Raw genomic sequence first — 18,458 nt, forward strand, 5'->3', positions numbered from 1 at the left:
CCATCGGCCAGATTCACTTTCAGAACCCGCGGAGCAAACGCTTCAGCGGCATAAACCTCACCGTCGACGACTTCCAGTCCGCCAAAGAAGTAATTAGTGTAATGATAATAGTTCATGACATTTCCGCTGAGGTCGAGGATATAGATACGGGAATCGAAGCTCTGATGCGCGGTGTAGATCATCATGCTGTCTCCACGCGGAAGGTTTCCCAGCCTGTCAGGATACAGGACCGAATCAGGATAGATCGTCTCCTGCGAAGATGCTGAAGATACAAATATCAGGCCCAGAGCCACACTAATGATAAGTAATTTTTGCAGACGCATACTATATCAATATAACAGAAACCGGCGATCCGTCAAGTACACCCGATGCCTGACCTCATGTTATCTCTTCAGATCCTCAGCAATCCGGATTGCCGTCACCGTCGGTATCGCAGGGTGTATTCCCTCCCGCGAAAGCATAATTAATGATAAATACGGCGTCGGAAACATCCACGCTGTCGTCGCAGTTGGCATCTCCCGATTCCAGGGGATCAGGTGCTGTGCCTCCCGCAAACGCGTAATTGATGATAAATACCGCATCGGAAACATCCACAGACTGATCGCTGTTGGCATCTCCGCAGATATAAGTTGCTGTCTCCGGGATTGTTACATCCTGGTCGGCGGGAGTATTGGTTACTATCTTGACGCTGTCGGATGGGAAGGTGACGATTATTGAATCGACCATCCTGCACATTCCCAGGCCGAATTCCGCTGTCAAAGAGTTCTGCGAACACAGTCCTGAACCGGCGCGGATTTCGCGAATCTGGGTACTGCCACAGGCAACAACTTTAACTTTGGCCCCGATTCCGGAGGTGTTCGATTCAGTACCGACGACATCGACATGAATCCAGTGATTGGCGGTACCGATTTTGTTTTCGAAAAGCTTATTCTGGTAAGGGTTATTGTTTGTTATAAATATATCCAGATCACCGTCGCTGTCGAAATCGGCCAAGGCTGTAGTGGTACCCGGGGCATAGTTTTTGAGGATATTGCTGGCGGCATCGACAAAGCTGTTACCTCCCTCATTGCGCAGTAGCCTGCTCTGACCGCTGGAGGATCCCATCGCCAGGTAGATGTCCAAATCACCGTCATTGTCGTAGTCACCCATCGCGCAGCCATAGCCGTAACCGAAATCGCTCAAAGGTGAAGAGCTGATATCAGTGAATGATCCCCCGCCGTCGTTACGCAACAGCTTGTTATTGCCATTATAAGTTACCAGAAACAGGTCAAGGTCGAGGTCATTATCGGTATCACCCCAGGCTACCCCCATTGTATTGCCGGCATCTCCCAGAGGTCCGGAGGTGACATCTGTAAAGCTACCCCCGCCGTCATTGCGGAAGAGTTTGTTGGCTGATCCATTATTTGCCAGGTAAATATCGGCATCGCCGTCGTTGTCGTAATCGCCCCAGCTCACTCCGGTGCTGTTGCCTGGATCCGCTAACACCGTCGGGGTGACATCGGTAAAAGTGCCCCCGCCGTCGTTGCGTAAAAGCTTATTGGCCGAACCGAAGTTTGCCATGTATATATCGAGATCGCCATCTTTGTCGTAATCTGCCCAGGTGACTCCGAAGGTGTCGCCTGTATGCCCCAAAGGTCCGCTGGTGACATCGACAAAAGTATCGTTGCCGTCGTTGCGAAAGAGCTTGTTTGCCATGCCGTCACCTTTTCCAAGATAGAGGTCGAGGTCACCATCGCCGTCATAGTCGCCCCAGGCCACTCCGAGACCGTCGCGCAGGTCGCCGGGCGGACTGCCGGAGATGGTTGTAAAGCTTCCACCGCCGTCGTTTCTGTAGAGCCGACTTCCGTAATTATAGCTGGAGATGTACAGGTCGTGGTCGCCGTCGTTATCGTAATCTCCCCATGCGGTACCATAACCACTGCTGTTGAGCGGGGAAGTGGTTATGTCTACCCAGGTATAGGCTAAATAGATTGAATCGAATGCTTTTTTGAGGTCGGGGCGCGGTCCGATATGGCCGCTGGATGGGGATACCTGCGGAGTGCCTGTCGCGATCAGTAAGTCGCGCAGGTATTCCGGTGTGGGAACCGAAGTGGATACATTGGCTTTCCAGTAACCGACACAGCAGGCGATTGCCCCCGCCACACAGGGTGCGGCGCTTGAAGTACCGGCAAAACCGCGGGTGAAGTAATAGTATAGTCCGTCGGAATTGAACAGATCACCGTAACCGGTAGTGTAGACATTCTCGCCCTGTCCCTGCAGATCGAAACGACTTCCATAGCTGGAGTAGTTCAATCTCTCCAGGTCTCCCTCCGGTCCGGCCGGAAGCGAACCACCAGGAAAAGCTCCCCCGGCACCGACGATGACCGCGCCGGAGTTGCCGTACCATGTGAGATTGTCTGTGTCAATACCGGTCAAAGTCGTGGGCGCGCCGCCATTGCCACCTACTTCGACCACACTGATTCCTTTGGCTATGGCGGTCTCTATGGCGGCATAGACCGCGTTGTAGTTCTGCGAATTGGGATGATAGTTAAGCCACCACTCTATAGGTATCAGGTCGGGATGAGAGGTGTTTGGATCGCTGTAATCCCACTGCTGTTCGAGCAGGATGACATCTCCGGGCGACAGCGCGTCGATGGTGTAAAGTAACGCGCCGGGCACATTCCATTCGGGCGGACTGCCGTAATAGGTTCCACAGGTCTTGAGCGTAGCCTGATTACAGATACCTGTCGTACCCCAGGAATTGACATCAGCAACCAGCATACCGATCACCGCAGTGCCGTGGTCATCGGTTTCACCCGGCGGAAGCGCGATCGGGTTGGGATTGATCTGTGAACCCGGTCCTTTACTTATATCGCTATGATAGAGCGTCCAGCCATACTCGAGATCGCAGACTGTAACACCCTGACCTTTACCGCCGTTATGACCCCAGGCATACTCAGTATCCATACCGGTCGGTGTGGCCGTAGCCGGATCGAGATAAAACTGCGAATCAATATAATAGCCGGGCGACGGAAGCCGTACCGGACGAGGTACCGGGCGGGCCAGAATCACTTCCGGGAGTTGTTCCAGCTTACTGCTGATTTCCCAGACATCCGCATCGGATGATATCCTCAAGCGGTAGGTATTGTTCAGGTTGTAGAGGTCCCTGCCTGATCGAGACTCACCGATTTCTTCGAGCTGATCAATTTTCTCCTCCGGCAGATCGCAGATTCTTTTCCACTCCGCGAATGCGAGGCCGGAAAGGACATCCTCGAGACCATCCAGAGACCTGCCGGCTGCCATATCTGTGAGCTGACCGGAGCGAAGCCGTATTTGCGAACCCTTTTCAAACATCACCTCGATCAAGTCTCGTTCTGCCATGTACGGCCGCGAAACAGCCGGATTGCTGTTGGACGAATCGGCTAATATGTTTATTCCATTCGATACCAAAGCAAATATAACAATGCTTAGAATAGAGATAACCTGCTTGTTCATTAGTACCCCCAGGGATAAAAATTTATAAAATCGGTTTATGTAGCCATAATAACGACGCACGAACCTATTTCGATTTTACCCCTGTGAAGATGTAACTCTCAATTCTGTGGCTTGCAGATGATAGGAACTCTACTCTCATTTTACCGGATTGCGGTTTTTTGTCAAGCATTATTCCATAGATGGGGAGATTTGTCCTGTTTTTTGATAGCTGGAACAGAACCTGGCCGGTCGCTGTTTTAACAGGTATGGATTTTATAGTATTATGCTAAAGTATGCGGGGTAAGGCATTGATTACCAGCAAAGTAATACACCTGATCGTTTTCCTGGTTGCGATATCGGCAGGTTTGAACAATAGTCCAGTAAAGGCCGAAGCTGTTCGGGTCGGTCATGTCGAAGCGGAGCTTGTATCCGAGGTCGATGAGATCAGTCCGGGGCAGTCGATCTGGGTTGGACTGCACCTGAAGATGGATGATAAGTGGCATGTCTACTGGCGAAATCCGGGCGATGCCGGGCTTCCACCGAAGATAAACTGGGATCTTCCGGATGGTTTCGAAGCTGGCTCAATCACCTGGCCACACCCGGAACGTATTGAGGTTGAGCCGGTTACGAGTTTCGGCTACTATCGCGAGGTGCTTCTGCCGGTTCGCCTGACAGTCCCGGAATCGATACAAATCGATGATACCGTTGAGCTTAAAGCAAATCCTGAATGGCTGGTTTGCAAACAGGTATGTATACCCGGGGAAGCGGAGTTGAGCCTCAGGCTGCCTGTCAGCCAGGATCATCCGAGCTACAATACTGCCTGGTCGGATAAATTCAACCAGGTCAGAAATAATCTGCCGTTAAAAGAGCATGGCTGGAAGATCAGTGTTTCCGGTGATGAAACCGGCTTTTCAGTCGAACTGGTAAAACCACAGTGGTTTGAAGCCGATATCGGCCAGATTAACTTCTTTCCATATAAACAGGGAGTTGTCGATATTTCCTCAATACAGGAAATGACGACTAATGATTCCGGATACGTTCTGTTGATAGACCGCAACCCGAATCTTAAACAGATACCAGACAGCCTGTCTGGAGTCCTGGTATCGTCTTCCGGATGGCGGGGGCCGGATTCAGAGCAAGCGATCGAATTTGTACTGCCGGTTACGAGCGATCGTCCGGAGGCCGAAGCGCTGGCTTCAATAAATATATGGCAAGCGCTTCTGTTTGCCTTTATTGGCGGGATGATATTGAACCTGATGCCCTGCGTTTTGCCGGTACTGTCGATAAAGATTTTAGGTTTTGTCAATCAGGCCGGCGAGGAGCGCGGAAAGATCTTCGCCCATGGCCTCATTTTTACAGCCGGTGTGCTGCTGTCGTTTATCGCTCTGGCAGTAGTTTTGATTTTACTGCGCGCCGGAGGTCAGGAACTGGGCTGGGGATTTCAGCTCCAGTCGCCGGGATTTCTGGCCGGGCTGTCGATTTTCATGTTCCTGTTTGCCTTAAATCTACTGGGCGTATTTGAAATCGGCACCAGCCTGACCCGTCTCGATGCCGGGCAGTCCTCCGGATGGTCCGGCTCATTTCTGAACGGCGTGACCGCGACTGTGGTGGCGACACCCTGTACCGCGCCGTTTATGGGGTCGGCCCTGGGATTCTCGCTCTCGCAACCGGCCTGGGTGTCGCTATCGATCTTCCTCTTTCTGGGGCTCGGGATGGCGTTTCCCTACCTGATTCTGTCTGCTTTTCCGCGTTTTCTCAAGCTTTTGCCAAAACCGGGGCGCTGGATGGAATCACTTAAGCAATTTATGGGCTTTTTGCTTTTGGCTACCGTGATCTGGCTGGCATGGGTTTTGGGAGTGCAGGCGGGTGTGAATTCCGTTGCGGTTTTGATGATCGCGTTGCTTGTATCAGCCCTGGGTGGCTGGATCTATGGGCGCTGGGGAGGACAGGTCAGTTCTTCTTCGGCACGAACTGTCGCGACACTTTTGGCAATCGTTTTGATCCTCGGGAGTTTCGGGTTTTCCGTGAGCGGAGTTGGATTGATGGCGGTCGACGAAGGGATCAGTTATCAGTTTTCCGGTGATGGTCTCGACTGGTTAAAATTCGACCCGGATCATGTAGCTGAACTAATCGAATCCGGCCAGCCGGTTTTTATCGATTTCACTGCCGCATGGTGCCTGAGTTGCCAGGTCAATGAAAAAGTAGCGTTCGGCTCCGAGGAAGTTCGTCAAAGGATCGCCGACCTGGGAGTGACCACATTTAAGGCAGACTGGACCAGGCGCGATGACACAATTACACGAGCGCTGGCGGAGTACGGGCGTAACAGCGTGCCCCTGTATGTTCTTCACACCAATGATGGCGAGGAAATCATATTGCCGGAAATCATCACGCCTGAGATAGTTCTCGATGCCTTGAATAAAATCGACAGTTGATCGAATCAGACGATCAGCAAATTCCATAGTAAAAGGAGTAGAAAGTGAAAGCACTTAAAATTTACGCAGTTTTGTTCAGCCTGGTATTTATCGTTGTCGCCTGTGAATCGGGAGGTGATCAGGCGCAGACCGAATCCTCCGCAGAAGCCCGGATGAGCTCAGCGGATAAGGAAACTCATTCCGGCACTGCCACTGTTAGCGAACCCGCACCCGATTTTACGCTGACTTCAACTGCCGGTAAGACGCACAGCCTGTCAGATTTTTCCGGTAAGTATGTCATCCTGGAGTGGATAAATTTCGATTGTCCATTTGTTAAGAAGCATTACCGCTCAGGTAATATGCAGGAGATTCAGAAGAAGTATCGTGAAGAAGGCGCGGTCTGGCTGACAATCTGTTCATCGGCTCCGGGAAAGCAGGGTTATTTCGAAGGTCAGGCTCTGGATGATCGAATCGAAAAAGAGAACTGGATGGGCGATGCCTACCTGCTCGATTCGGATGGGAAGGTCGGTAAGATGTATGCCGCCAAAACCACGCCGCATATGTATATAATCGATCCTGACGGGGTTCTGCTCTATGCCGGCGCGATCGACGACACCCCCTCGACCAAGCAGGAGGATATCCCTAAATCGATCAATTACGTGGTAGAGGCGATGACTGCATCCATGGCCGGCGAAGAGGTCGATCCCAGCTACACCAAAGCCTATGGTTGTTCGGTGAAGTATTAAGTTGATCAGACTGACCGATAAGCCAGTAAACTTACAACGGATTAATCAGTTTTGAAAATAAGAGCGGGCAGGTTCTGAGATGAACCTGCCCGTTTGATATATTATCATGCGCTCGCGGTCGGGGAAAGAATCTCATCCAGGTCTTCTTCTACCGTTGTTACACCCCGCAGACCGAATTTGTCGCTCAATATCGCGAGTACATCGGGACTGACAAAGGCCGGCAGGCTGGGGCCCAGGCGGATATTCTCAATACCCAAATAGAGAAGTGTAAGCAGGATACAGACTGCCTTCTGCTCATACCAGCTGAGTACGAGAGTCAATGGCAGATCGTTTACATCGCAATTAAAAGCATCCGCCAGTGACTGCGCGATCTTGATTGCCGAGTAGGCGTCATTGCACTGACCGACATCCAGCATCCGGGGAAGATCGCCGATCTGGCCGAAATCGAGCTTATTGAACCGGTACTTTCCGCAGGCCAGGGTCATAATCAGGCAGTCTTCTGGTACCGCCTGAGCCATCTCGGTAAAATAGTTGCGACCGCTTTTAGCGCCGTCACATCCGCCAATCAGAAAGAAATGCCGGATTTGCTGATCCTTGACTGCCTTGACGATATCGCCGGCCACCGATGATACCGCGTTGTGGCCGAAACCGGTCATAGTAAACGCCGGTTCATCATCTTCGTTAAACCCGGGAGAATTCTGGGCAGACTCGATCACTTCCGAGAAATCATAGCCGTCGATATGTCGTACGCCGGGCCACTCTACCAGCCCGCTGGTGTAAATCCGGTCCTTGTAGCTGTCACGGGGTTCCTGTATACAGTTAGTTGTCATCAGGATCGGTCCCGGGAAAGCGTCGAACTCCCGTTTCTGCTTCTGCCAGGCACCGCCGTAATTGCCGACCAGGTGTTCGTATTTTTGCAACTCGGGATAACCATGGCAGGGAAGCATTTCACCGTGGGTATAGATATTAATACCGGTTCCCTCGGTCTGCTTGAGCAGTTCGGCCAGATCCTTGAGATCGTGACCTGAGACCAGTATCGCTTTGCCCGCAACAGGAGTGGTGCGCACTTTGGTCGGCCTGGGATGCCCGTAAGCTCCCGTATTGGCCTGGTCCAGAAGCTCCATGACACGGTAGTTGACTTTCCCGACATCCAGAGCCATAGTCGTCAGTTGCTCAGGATCGGCAGGTTTTTCGGCCAGAAACCCCAGCGCTTGCTCGAAAAATGCATAGATATCGTCATCTTCCTGCCCCAGTATATAGGCGTGATGAGCGTAGGCGGCACTGCCCTTGAGACCGTACATGATCAATTCCTGTAATCCTGCGACATCGTGGCCGTAAGCCTGCAGGCGGATTTCGGGAGTCAGGTTCTGGCCGGTTTCGATCAATGATTTGAGATCGTCAGGCAGGGGTTTGACTTCGAAAGGAATATCCTCGTTGAGCTTATCCGCGTGGTCGCTGAGGAGTTCGCGATGTTGGGCCAGAGCCTGCGCGAGGTATTCCTCGCCTGTTTTGATCATACGGGCGATGTTTTCCGGGTCAAAATTGACATTGGTTACAGTGGTGAAGAGCGCTTCCATAATGAAGCGGTCGATGTCACGGCTTACCTTCCCGGCTTTCCGGGATTCTGAGGCGAACCATCCGAGTTTCTTGCTGGTATCCACAAGCAGGTCTTGCAGTTTGGCGGTTTCGGGACTTTTACCGCAGACGCCGCGCTTGGTGCATCCGCTTCCACCGGCGGTCTGTTCGCATTGAAAACAAAACATACTCATCTTATGATCACTCCTTTGCATTTGTCGTTTTTCTAATTTATTGCAGTTCCGCAATCTCTTTCTGTCTTGTTGAACCGGAATAAAACAGGTTTGGATGATATAACTTTTGACCCAGGTCAAATTTGATAAATTTTCTCGGGATTTTTTTGCTGACAATTGCGGTTTCTGATAATATCGTATCGCAAATAGATGTTGACTAATTTTAAGATGTTAGTATATTGGTAGTGCGTGATTTAGTGCTATAAGTGAATACTTCTGTTTCGGCATCTATCCGCCCGAAACTAATTTGTGATTAAAAGTTAGATCTGACGCGTAAGATGTCGTGACGAATACCCGACGGGAGAAGTCATGGGCCGTAGTCTGAGACTTGATACCCTCGAACCTTATCATTCATATCCTCACTTTTTTGACGCGCTCGGGAAATTTCTGATGACGGTTCTGATTCAGAGCCAGTTAATTTCCAAGGACGTTGTCGCCCTGCAGGATTAAACCGATACTCTCAGTCTTTTTCCTTAATTAAAACTATAAATCGACAGCAGGAGTTGTATGACATGAATACAAGCGTTAAGATAATCCCCAAAACAACCGCTTTGGCGATTTTGGTCTTCGTCTTTATGAGCACGCTTTTTATTTCCGGTTCAGCCAATGCGCAGTTGAGCCGGTCCCAACTGGATCAACTGCAAAAGCGCGCGCAAGCCGAAGACTGGACATTCGAGATAAGCGAAAACCCGGCCACACAGCAGTCGCTGGATAACTTGTGTGGTTTGAAAGAGCCGGAGAACTGGCGTGAAAATGCCAGTTTTGATCCCTGTACTCCTAAACGTGAGCTTCCGGAGTATTTCGACTGGAGAGATTCCGGTTATTGCACTCCGATCCGTAACCAATCAAGTTGTGGAAGCTGTTGGGCTTTCGGATCTGTCGGACCGCTGGAAAGCAATATACTTCGTGTCGACGGTTTGGAGGTCGACCTCTCCGAGCAGTGGCTGGTGAGCTGTAACAGCGAAGGCTGGGGTTGTGACGGTGGATGGTTCGCCCATGACTACCATCAGTTCAAGACCGATCCCTGTGGTGGAACCGGGGCGGTCTACGAGAGCGATTTCCCGTACACCGCAACCGATGAGGCCTGCAACTGTCCCTACGAGCATCATTTCACAATAGATTCGTGGTCGTATATCGGAGGCAGTTCAACAGTTCCCGCGCCCGACGCGATCAAGCAGGCGATACTCGATCACGGCCCGGTTTCGGTGGCGGTGATCGTGACTTCGGCAATGCAGGGTTACAGTGGCGGTGTTTTCAACGCTCCCGCGACCGGAAGTGTCAATCATGCGGTTGTGCTGGTTGGCTGGGATGACAGTCAGGGGACCAACGGTGTCTGGTTTATGCGCAACTCCTGGGGGACCGGCTGGGGCGAAGATGGCTATATGCGGATCGAATACGGTGTGGCTGATATCGGCTATGGTGCCTGCTACGTCGAATATTCCGGTGTGGATAAGCTGGCAATAGAATATGTCAGTGAGCCCCCGGAATTTGTAATGCCGGGAGAACAGCACAGTTTCCAGGTCTCGGTCGAGGGCATTTACGGCGGTCAGCCTATGTCACAGAGCGGGACGTTGCATTATTCGATCAACGGCGAAGCGTATCAAACGTCTGCGATGACCGAGATCGAAACGAACCTCTACGAAGCGAAACTGCCCGCGCTTGAATGTTATGATTTCATCGATTTCTATGTCTCCGCGGTCGAGGCGTCAGGTGACACTATTTACAGCCCGGTTGGAATGAATCCCTACAGCGCGGTAGCCACTACGGAAGTGGTCGATGTCTTCTCCGATGATTTCGAGACGGACCAGGGCTGGGTGGTGACCGGCAACGCTGTCGATGGACAGTGGAATCGCGGCATCCCGGTCAATTATGGTCGTGGCGATCCGGTCAGCGATTACGATGGTTCCGGCCAGTGTTACCTGACCGACAATTACGCCGGTAATTCCGATGTCGATGATGGAAGTACAATTTTGACTTCACCGATTTTCGACCTGAGCGAGAGTGAAGCAATTATCAAATACGCTCGCTGGTATTCCAACAGTTACGGGGCCGATCCCTATAATGACCAGATGCAGGTCTATGTCTCCAACGACGCCGGCCAGAACTGGGTGCTGGTGGAAAATATCGGACCGGTGGAACAGTCCTCCGGCGGATGGTATACCAATACCTTCTGGGTCTCCGACCTGGTGACACCGAGTTCTCTGATGCAACTGCGCTTCAACGCTTCCGACCTGAGTTCCGGTTCGGTTGTGGAGGCGGCGGTTGACGCGGTCGAGGTCAAAACCCTGCTGTGCGGTCCGCAGTATGTCTGTGGTGATGTCAACGCCGATGAAATCGTTGATGTCTCGGACGCTGTCTATATCGTTAACTTCGCCTTTGCCGGCGGTCCGGCTCCGGACCCGATCGAAGCTGGCGATGTTACCTGCGATCTGACGGTCGATGTCTCCGACGCTGTCTTTATCATTAATTTCGCTTTCTCGTCAGGTTTCATGCCCTGCGATACCGATGGTGACGGTGAACCGGATTGTTGATTCTGTTCGCTTGAATTGTTGCCTCGAATAAACCGAACCCGCCTGTACGCAAAACAGGCGGGTTTTTTTTGAATAGTTTCAACATATCTGCATCGAGATTAATTGCCATATTATGGTGCGTAAAATGTCTACGTATTCCTTATGCGATTTACTCGTATTGTGTTAACACCTGCAATTCTTTAAAGTTAGAAGCAAGTCAATGTTTGAAATGTCGTTTTTGTTAATCTGTGAGAGTATTTATTAAGCAGGAATTGCAAATATTGGAAAAGCCCTCGGAGGTGCTTTTCAATGAATGATTATAAGTATATCCGCTGGTTTGAAGATCTCGGTTCCGAAGAAGTTGATATCGTCGGTGGCAAAAATGCTTCATTGGGAGAGATGATTAGTGCTCTCCGGGAAGAGAGCATTTTAGTTCCGGCGGGATTTGCGACGACCTCCGAAGCCTATCACGACTATATTCGTGAAAATGATATCAAGGATAAACTCTCGGAAAAACTGGGTAAGCTCAAAAAAGACATGAGCAACCTGGGCAAGATCGGCAAATCAATTCGTCGCTTGTTTTTAAAAGGTGAATTCAGTGATGAAGCATCCGGGGAAATCCGCAGTGCATACGCAGAGCTTTCCCGTCGCAACGATCGCGAGGAGGTCGGGGTAGCTGTCAGAAGCAGTGCCACAGCTGAGGATCTGCCCGATGCCAGTTTTGCCGGTCAACAGGAGACGTTTTTGAATATCTCTGGCGAAGATGATGTTCTGGATGCGTGCAAAAGGTGTTATGCTTCGCTGTTTACCAATCGGGCGATCAGTTACCGAATCGAACGCGGGTTTGATCATTTGGATGTAGCCCTTTCAATCGGAATACAGAAGATGGTGCGTGCCGATAAAGCCGGTTCAGGTGTTATGTTTTCTATCGATACCGAATCCGGTTTCGAAAAAGTGGTCGTCATCGATGCCGCCTGGGGACTGGGTGAAAATGTCGTCCAGGGAGCTGTCAATCCGGATGAGTACCAGGTCTTCAAGCCTCTTTTGAATAAGGATAATTTCAAACCAATCATCGACAAGACTCTTGGAGACAAGTCCAAAAAAATGGTATACGCCCGCAACGGTTCGGTTAATACCCGTAATGTGGATACATCCAAAAAGGAAAGAAACAGCTATGTGCTCAACGATGATGAGATTATCAGGCTGGCGCGCTGGGCTGTGAAAATAGAAGATCATTACGGCAGGCCGATGGACATGGAGTGGGCCAAGGATGGTCAGGATAATGAATTATATATTGTCCAGGCACGACCTGAAACTGTTCAATCTCAAAAAGAAGGTTTATCAATCAAGTCATTCGAGCTCAAAGAAGAGGGCGAGAAAATACTTTCCGGCCTCAGTATTGGAGAGGCGATCGCTTCCGGCAAAGCTCAGATCATCAAGGATGCCAATGATATCGATGATTTTAATAACGGTTCTATCCTGGTTACCGGCATGACAGATCCGGACTGGGTGCCGATTATGAAGAAATCGGCTGGAATCGTTACCGACTATGGCGGACGAACTTCGCACGCCGCAATTGTCAGCCGCGAACTCGGAATACCGGCTATCGTTGGAACCGCTGAGGCTACAGAGGCAATCGCGGACGGCCAGGAGATTACAATAGATTGTACTTCAAGTGACGAGGGGATTGTGTATGACGGGAGTTTGGATTTCGAGGAATCTGAAATGGATCTCAAAAAAGTACCTGAAACCAAAACCGAGATAAAAATGAATATTGCCAGTCCCGGCGCGGCTTTCAGGTGGTGGCGTTTACCAGCCAGAGGGATCGGTTTGGCCAGGATGGAATTCATTATAAATAATTCGATAAAAATCCATCCCCGGGCACTTTTAGAGTACGACAACCTTGAAGATAAGCAGGTTAAAAAAAGTATTCGCAGGCTAACTCGTGGCTACGCTAACAAGGAAGACTACTTCATTATCAATCTGTCACAGGGAATCGCCCGGATCGCCGCTTCTCAGCATCCTTACCAGGTGCTGGTTCGTATGAGCGATTTCAAGTCAAACGAGTATGCCGATCTTATCGGAGGTGGCCCATTCGAACCCTCAGAAGAAAATCCAATGCTCGGATTCAGGGGCGCCTCACGGTATTATAACGATAAATTCAGGGGAGCTTTCTCGCTTGAATGCAGGGCGATCAGGAAAGTTCGCGATGAACTGGGCCTTTCCAATGTCGCTATCATGATACCGTTTTGCCGTACACTCGCAGAAGCCGATCGAATTCTTGAAATACTGGCCGAAAACGACCTGGAACGTGGCCGGAACGGTTTGCAGGTTTATGTCATGTGTGAGATTCCTTCCAATGTTATACTGGGCAGGGAATTCGCACAGCGCTTTGACGGTTTTTCGATTGGCACCAATGACCTGACCCAGCTCGTGCTCGGAATAGATCGTGACTCTGAGATTTTGAGTGGCCTCTTCGATGAACGAAATGAAGCTGTCAAACGCATGATATCTGATTTGATTGTAAAAGCCCATGAAGAAAACTGTGAGGTCGGGATCTGTGGCCAGGCGCCCAGCGATCATCCCGACTTTGCTGAGTTTCTGGTCCGATCGGGTATCGATTCAATCTCACTGAATCCTGACCGTGTACTGGATGTTATCCATAAAGTTGCAAAAGTGGAAGCAGAGATGGGCACAGATAAACAAAAAATAAAACAGCAACCCGGTGCGACTGTTGAATCATAAAAACATTGTTGTTCATTATAAATTGAAAGGAGTATTAAGATGTCTGTCGTAAAAGTAATTGAAATCCTGGCTCAATCCCCGGATGGATGGGAGGCCGCGGCACAGGAAGCGGTCAGCGAAGCATCCAAATCTGTCAAAAATATACAACATGTCTATGTCAAAGATTTCCAGGCTATTGTTGAGGAGGATAAGATAAAAATGTACCGCCTCAACGCCAAAATTTCCTTCTTGGTGGGAGAACAATAACCCCGCACCTCACTACTCTACCTGTATCTCAAGGCCCGGGGGACATCTTGGCCAAGATGTCCCCCAACTTTTTAAAGATACTAAGACTTATTCATCTGTTCAGATAAAAAGAATTGTGAGGTGTTGTTCTTGGAGTCTCAAACAGATCCGAAAGCAAAAAATACAGGTCGTGTGGTCGCTGTCGACGGCAGTGTAATCGACGCGGTCTTCGAGGAAAAGCTTCCAGCCCTTTACAACCTGCTAAAGATCGAAGCCGAGGAGAATATCTATGTCGAAGTGATCAGCCTTGTGAATTCGCACACTGTTCGGGGAATCGCGCTCACTCCTTTGCAGGGTCTCGAAAGGGACACTGAAATAATCGACAGCGGTTCGCCAATTAAAGTACCTGTCGGTAAAAAGCTGCTGGGTCGGGTTTTCGATGTCTTTGGCAATCCGATCGATAAAAAGGATCCCCCTGAGATAGAAGAACGACGTTCGATTCACGTCCGCCCGATAGCATTGACCGAACGGGAGACCTCGACTGAAATCTTCAAAACCGGTATCAAGGCGATCGATATCCTGGCCCCCCTCCAGAAGGGAAGCAAGGCCGGGCTGTTCGGCGGCGCCGGAGTCGGCAAGACCGTACTGATTATGGAAATGATCCACAATATGGTCGGTAAATACGAAGGTGTCAGTGTCTTCTGCGGCATCGGCGAAAGGGTGCGTGAAGCTGAAGAATTATATCGCGAGATTCGCGAAAGCGGTGTTCTGGAGAATTCGCTTTTGATCTACGGCCAGATGAACGAACAGCCGGGAGCGAGGTTTCGAGTCGGTCACAGCGCCCTGACGATGGCTGAATACTTCCGCGACGACGCCAACCAGGATGTTCTGCTTTTAATCGATAACATCTTTCGTTTTATCCAGGCCGGAGCCGAGGTTTCCGGTTTGATGGGCCGGCTTCCCTCACGGGTCGGCTATCAGCCCACAATGGGTACCGAGCTGGCTGAACTCCAGGAGCGAATCTGCAGTACTCGTAAGGCCGCCATCACCTCGATTCAGGCGATCTATGTTCCAGCGGATGATTTCACCGATCCAGCCGCGGTTCATGCTTTCAATCATCTCTCGTCTTCGATCGTGCTCTCGCGCAAACGTGCCAGCCAGGGGCTTTATCCGGCTATTGATCCTTTGCGTTCTTACTCCAAGCTGTTAGTGCCCCACGTGGTGGGAGAGAAGCACTATTCGATTGCCCAGGAAGTTAGAAAGACGTTGTCGGAGTATGAGGAACTCAAGGATATCATTGCAATGCTGGGGATGGAGGAACTCTCCCAGGAAGATCAGCGCACCGTTCATCGGGCACGCAAGCTGGAACGCTTTCTGACACAGCCCTTTTTCGTGACCGAGCAATTTACAGACAAAAAAGGCAAGATGGTCGATCTCGAAGACGCTCTCGAGGGTTGCCGGCGGATTCTGGATGATGAATTCGAGGAATTCAGCGAAGGTGACTTTTATATGGTCGGTTCACTCGACGATCTCAAGTCCAGAAAACAGACTTCAAAATCTAAACAATCTGAAACAGAAGAGGAAGCTTGAAATGAGGCTTAAAGTTTTAGTGCCGCATAAGGTTTTCTTCAATACTGAAGTTGACAACGTCAGTGCCGAGGGGATGGAAGGTTCATTCAGCCTGAGGCCGAATCATATCGACTATGTCTCCGCGCTTACTGCCGGAATTTTGACATATAAAATAGATAATGAAGACAGGTATATGGCACACGACGAGGGAATCCTGGTCAAAAATGGCGATCAGGTTATGATATCCACTTATAAAGCGATTAAAGACCGGCCACTGGGTGAACTCCAGAAAGCAATTGAAAAGGAGATAAAAGAGTTAAGCGACCAGGAAAAAAAGGCGCGTTCTTCGCTGGCGATGCTGGAAGGCAGTATCATCCGCAAATACACCGAACAGACTCACATGGAATGATGAATTTGACCTATGGAAGATAAATTCGGCAAAAAAATCGGAGAAAAGGAACAGCGTAAACTTAAAGCCAAACGCGATAAAAACAGATCCGGCCTGTGGTTCGGGTTGGGGATGTTCGGGTTGGTCGGATGGTCGGTGGCGATACCGACATTGATCTGCTTGGCGATCGGTATCTGGCTCGATTCAAAGAATCCGGGAAGTATCTCCTGGACATTGACATTTCTGGTGGTCGGAGTAATTCTCGGTTCACTCAACGCCTGGTACTGGGTCAAACGGGAGAGCAGTCGTGAATAACGCATCACATTTCATGATTCTGACACTTGTAATCGGGCTGGTTCTTCTGGCAGTAAGGCTTTTCGGATCTTATCTCAGGCGGATCGGGCTTCCCGCCATGGTTGCCTTTATCCTGCTGGGAATCATTTTGCGGGCAAGCGATTCACATTTTGAATGGATGACGACCGCCGGGGAAGATGTCTTCGAGTTTTTAGCCAAACTGGGATTGGTTATGCTGTTGTTTCGAATCGGCTTGGAAAGTGATATCAAGATGTTGTTTAAGAGACTTCGCAGAGCTTCATTGATCTGGCTGGGAAATATCCTGATAAGTTTTGCCGTCGGTTATGCCACGGCCTATTATCTGCTCGGTTTCGATTTGGTTCCAAGCCTGTTTACCGGATCAGCTCTGCTGGCTACTTCGGTCGGAGTTTCGATCGGCATATGGAAGGAAGCCGGTCAACTCAAGTCACGACTGGGTGAAATCTTAACAGATGTTGCTGAGCTGGATGATATCACAGGTATTATCGTGATCGCAGTTTTATTTTCGATCGTACCGCTCTTGAGGGAACAGACCTCATCAGGCACATTGCTGATGCAGGTCCTGCAGGAAAGCGGAATGATTCTGCTTAAGCTGATTTTATTCGGTGGAATCTGCCTTTTGTTCTCTATTTACCTGGAAGAACGACTGGTGCGCTTTTTCAAAAACCTGCAGGAAGAATCCGAACCGATTATCGTTATCGCCGGATTCGGTATAGTTCTGGCCTCGCTGGCCGGGCTGATGGGATTTTCTTTGGCGATTGGAGCGTTTTTTGCCGGAGCGGCTTTCGCCCGCGATCCGGAACATGTCAAAATCGATGCCTCCTTTTCATCGCTGTATTCATTTCTGAGCCCGTTTTTTTTCATCGGAATCGGTCTCAAAGTCAGTCTGATATCGGCAACCGCCGCAATCGGAGTTGGCGCCGTACTGACAGTGGCCGCGGTAATCGGCAAGATTGTCGGCACCAGCACAATAGCGATCTTCAGCGAGGGCCTGGGCGGTTCTGCTATACTGGGAATCAGCATGATTCCCCGTGCTGAAATCGCCTTGATAATTATGCAGAAGGGTCTCGCCCTGGGAAGCTGGGCAGTATCATCGAAACTGTTTTCCGCGATGGTGTTCGTCTCTGCTGTAACCTGCATAATGACTCCTCTGGTGGTGAGGGCGATGCTCAACAGATGGCCTCAAGCACGGACAGGGAAAGCAAACTCATGAGCATAATCATTAAGTTGTTGATCGGGCTGGTTGCCGGTCTGCTGATCGGAATCTTTAACTACAATTTGCTCTGGCTGACTGTCAGATATATTACCCAAAGCAATCGTCGGGTTGTGATCATGATCGTCAGCTTCTTTCTGCGTATGGCTGTAGTGTTGGGAGTTTTCTATTTACTGGCGATTCGAACAGGCTGGATTTCGGTTCTGGCCGGTTTGGTCGGGATGATTCTGATGCGTACGCTTCTGATTAAAAAGTATAGTCCGAAAAGCGAACGGCATTCTCTGTGAAAGGCGGATGAGTATGAACATCAGTCCTGATTCTATCATCTACTGGGAATGGGATTTCTTCAAGGTCAGCGCCACTATCCTGTTTACCTGGGTGGTGATGGCGATTCTGGTCCTGATTTCATTTCTGGTAACCAGGAATATCAAGAGCGGTCTCGAGATGTCGCGCTGGCAGAGTTTCCTGGAGACTCTGGTCGGCTATATTCGCAATCAGATTCGTGAGATAGTGCGCGGAGATCCCAAGATCTATCTGCCGTTTCTGGGAAGTTTGTTTATGTTCATCTCGCTTTCGAATCTTTTGGCTTTCGTGCCGGGATATCATCCCCCCACAGGCTCGATCTATACCACCGGAGCTCTGGCTTTATGTGTTTTTTTCGCGGTCCCGATATTCGGTATCGCCCGTGCCGGAGTGGGTGGATATTTGAAACATTATATTTCGCCGACTCCTATCATGTTTCCGTTTCTGGTGATCTCGGAGTTTTCGCGGACTCTTGCCCTGGCGGTGCGTCTGTTCGGCAATGTCCTGAGCGGGACTATGATCGCCGCGATCCTTTTGGCGGTAGCGCCTTTTTTCGTGCCGGTGGTGATGCAGGCTTTAAGTCTTCTGATCGGCCAGATTCATGCCTACATCTTCGCGGTTCTGGCGGCGGTCTACATCGGCTCAGCGGCGCGGGCTCGTTCGGAAGAGGAGCATGAAAGCGGTAAAGAAGATGATAAAGATAAAGAAGGGAGAGATGGTGAAAGTGATGAATCCGAAAAATGATCTGATAACG

15 protein-coding genes are annotated in these 18,458 nt (G+C 50.2%); 12 read left to right on the forward strand and 3 right to left on the reverse strand.

What is annotated here, in order from left to right; translation table 11 throughout:
* On the reverse strand, nucleotides 1-323 hold a 323-nt coding region (locus GF404_02090; protein MBD3380966.1), incomplete at its 3' end, for a hypothetical protein.
* A gap of 76 nt (nucleotides 324-399) precedes the next feature.
* Nucleotides 400-3,474 (reverse strand): S8 family serine peptidase, encoded by a 3,075-nt coding sequence (locus tag GF404_02095; protein ID MBD3380967.1) that lies wholly within the window; start codon nucleotides 3,472-3,474, stop codon nucleotides 400-402.
* A gap of 272 nt (nucleotides 3,475-3,746) precedes the next feature.
* Here GF404_02095 and GF404_02100 point away from each other — a divergent pair, with 272 nt between their 5' ends.
* Both GF404_02100 and GF404_02105 read left to right on the forward strand, forming a co-directional pair.
* Entirely contained in the window at nucleotides 3,747-5,885 is a 2,139-nt protein-coding gene (locus GF404_02100) for a thiol:disulfide interchange protein (GenBank protein MBD3380968.1), read from the forward strand.
* A gap of 152 nt (nucleotides 5,886-6,037) precedes the next feature.
* The gene (locus GF404_02105) at nucleotides 6,038-6,610 is read left to right on the forward strand and encodes a redoxin domain-containing protein (protein MBD3380969.1); all 573 of its coding nucleotides are present in this window, start codon (nucleotides 6,038-6,040) and stop codon (nucleotides 6,608-6,610) included.
* A gap of 104 nt (nucleotides 6,611-6,714) precedes the next feature.
* Here the strand turns inward: GF404_02105 and hcp are convergent, their stop codons facing one another.
* Nucleotides 6,715-8,373, reverse strand: a complete 1,659-nt coding sequence (gene hcp / locus GF404_02110) for a hydroxylamine reductase (protein MBD3380970.1) — start codon at nucleotides 8,371-8,373, stop codon at nucleotides 6,715-6,717.
* 354 nt (nucleotides 8,374-8,727) lie between these two features.
* Between hcp and GF404_02115 the strand changes: the two genes are divergently transcribed.
* The 10 genes from GF404_02115 to GF404_02160 all read left to right on the forward strand — a co-directional run bounded on the left by GF404_02115 (nucleotide 8,728) and on the right by GF404_02160 (nucleotide 18,448).
* Nucleotides 8,728-8,868, forward strand: coding sequence for a hypothetical protein (locus GF404_02115; GenBank protein MBD3380971.1), 141 nt, complete (start codon nucleotides 8,728-8,730; stop codon nucleotides 8,866-8,868).
* A gap of 62 nt (nucleotides 8,869-8,930) precedes the next feature.
* Entirely contained in the window at nucleotides 8,931-10,949 is a 2,019-nt protein-coding gene (locus tag GF404_02120; GenBank protein MBD3380972.1) for a hypothetical protein, read from the forward strand.
* Between the two features lie 288 nt (nucleotides 10,950-11,237).
* Entirely contained in the window at nucleotides 11,238-13,673 is a 2,436-nt protein-coding gene (gene ppsA / locus GF404_02125) for a phosphoenolpyruvate synthase (protein ID MBD3380973.1), read from the forward strand.
* Nucleotides 13,674-13,712: 39 nt separating this feature from the next.
* Nucleotides 13,713-13,919, forward strand: coding sequence for a dodecin domain-containing protein (locus GF404_02130; GenBank protein MBD3380974.1), 207 nt, complete (start codon nucleotides 13,713-13,715; stop codon nucleotides 13,917-13,919).
* A gap of 120 nt (nucleotides 13,920-14,039) precedes the next feature.
* Nucleotides 14,040-15,488 (forward strand): F0F1 ATP synthase subunit beta, encoded by a 1,449-nt coding sequence (locus GF404_02135; protein MBD3380975.1) that lies wholly within the window; start codon nucleotides 14,040-14,042, stop codon nucleotides 15,486-15,488.
* Nucleotides 15,370-15,876: a F0F1 ATP synthase subunit epsilon gene (locus GF404_02140; GenBank protein MBD3380976.1), complete on the forward strand. Its 507-nt coding sequence runs from the start codon at nucleotides 15,370-15,372 to the stop codon at nucleotides 15,874-15,876. Before GF404_02135 ends, GF404_02140 begins: the two co-directional genes overlap by 119 nt.
* A gap of 12 nt (nucleotides 15,877-15,888) precedes the next feature.
* On the forward strand, nucleotides 15,889-16,170 hold the full coding sequence (locus GF404_02145; GenBank protein ID MBD3380977.1) for a hypothetical protein: 282 nt from the start codon (nucleotides 15,889-15,891) through the stop codon (nucleotides 16,168-16,170).
* Complete coding sequence (locus tag GF404_02150; GenBank protein ID MBD3380978.1) at nucleotides 16,163-17,401, forward strand: cation:proton antiporter; 1,239 nt, start codon at nucleotides 16,163-16,165, stop codon at nucleotides 17,399-17,401. Before GF404_02145 ends, GF404_02150 begins: the two co-directional genes overlap by 8 nt.
* Complete coding sequence (locus GF404_02155; GenBank protein MBD3380979.1) at nucleotides 17,365-17,688, forward strand: hypothetical protein; 324 nt, start codon at nucleotides 17,365-17,367, stop codon at nucleotides 17,686-17,688. The genes GF404_02150 and GF404_02155 overlap by 37 nt, the downstream gene beginning before the upstream one ends.
* 13 nt (nucleotides 17,689-17,701) lie before the next feature.
* On the forward strand, nucleotides 17,702-18,448 hold the full coding sequence (locus GF404_02160) for a F0F1 ATP synthase subunit A (GenBank protein MBD3380980.1): 747 nt from the start codon (nucleotides 17,702-17,704) through the stop codon (nucleotides 18,446-18,448).
* The last annotated feature ends 10 nt before the right edge of the window (nucleotides 18,449-18,458 follow it).

Source organism: Candidatus Zixiibacteriota bacterium, from assembly GCA_014728145.1.
Lineage (GTDB): Bacteria > Zixibacteria > MSB-5A5 > JAABVY01 > JAABVY01 > WJMC01.